Here is a 1105-nt window from a genome sequence, read left to right on the forward strand (position 1 = left end):
CCCATGAGTTCTGGTCACGGATGTTTGCCATCTCAAACCGGAACGGGTTTAAGCCGGCATCCTTGGTGGCCGTCCTGAAGGTCGGCTCGTGAAGCCGGGGGGTGCACGCAGCAACGACAACCCCGGTCAGGTTGTGCTCTTTTACTGCTTTCTGGATGATTGTCTGCCCGGGCATCGAGCACATGTACTTGTAGTTGTCTACATAGGCCACGTGCGGAATGGTCTTTGAGTATTCCTCAACAGCCGGGATATCCATGGAACCGGCGATGTTGGTACCACAGTGGCAGATGAAGACACCGATCCGGGCGTCCTTCGCGGTGGTGGCGCCGGGTGCTGCGACCGCCTGTTGTCCAGCCGGGGCGGGAGCTGCCTTAACTTCCTGTTTTACGGGAGCCACTTTTTTTGCCTCCTGCTTCTTGGTCTCGGTCTTTTTGGTAGTAGTTTTCTTCTTTTCGACCATCGTTACCACCTCTAGAGCACCTTCTGCAGGAACGGTTCGCAGCTGATTGCATGGAGGTCAAGCCCGAGTTCCTGGGGGCTCATGCCCTGTGCAAGGCCGAGAAGCTCGGCAAAGTGCAGTACCGGCAGGTTATAGTCGACGCCGAACTTTTCGTGGATCTCGATCTGGCCGCGGTCGAACTGGAGCTGGCAGAACGGACAGATATCGGTCAGGGCGTCTACGCCTACCTCTTTGAGGTTGATAAGCTTCTCGTTCGTGATATCCAGCGAGTGGACAATATCGTACCCGCGGACACCGCCGCCGGCACCGCAGCACTGCATCTTGTTGCGGTACTCGACCGGGGTTGCACCGAGTGCAGCGACGAGCTCTTCCATCCAGACGGGGTGTTCGGTGTTGAGCATAACCCCTTTCTCGAACTCACGGTCCTTGTGGGGCTTGGTCAGGTGGCAGCCGTAGTGGACGGCAATGCGGGCTCCGGTCAGCGGGGTAACAACGCTATCACGGATCTTGCTGACGCCGACGAACTTGTCGTTGTACAGGAGTTCTGCAAGGTGGTAGACGTTGATGGTGCCCTTGAACTCCATATCGATCTCTTTTAAGACTTCGTTGACGCCGTCCCTGAGATCCTTGTTGTGCTTGAGCTTG

Annotated in this window: 1 protein-coding gene and 1 pseudogene; both read right to left on the reverse strand. The window is 56.8% G+C overall.

Annotation, left to right across the window (positions count from 1 at the left end; all coding sequences use genetic code 11):
• A pseudogene (locus tag BP758_RS11985) lies at positions 1 to 460 on the reverse strand (disulfide reductase); the annotation flags it as partial.
• Positions 461 to 471: 11 nt separating this feature from the next.
• Positions 472 to 1105, reverse strand: a 634-nt coding sequence (locus BP758_RS11990; RefSeq protein WP_292371117.1) for a heterodisulfide reductase-related iron-sulfur binding cluster, incomplete at its 5' end; no start/stop codon positions are given.

This window comes from Methanoregula sp. UBA64, assembly GCF_002502735.1.
Classification (GTDB): domain Archaea; phylum Halobacteriota; class Methanomicrobia; order Methanomicrobiales; family Methanospirillaceae; genus Methanoregula.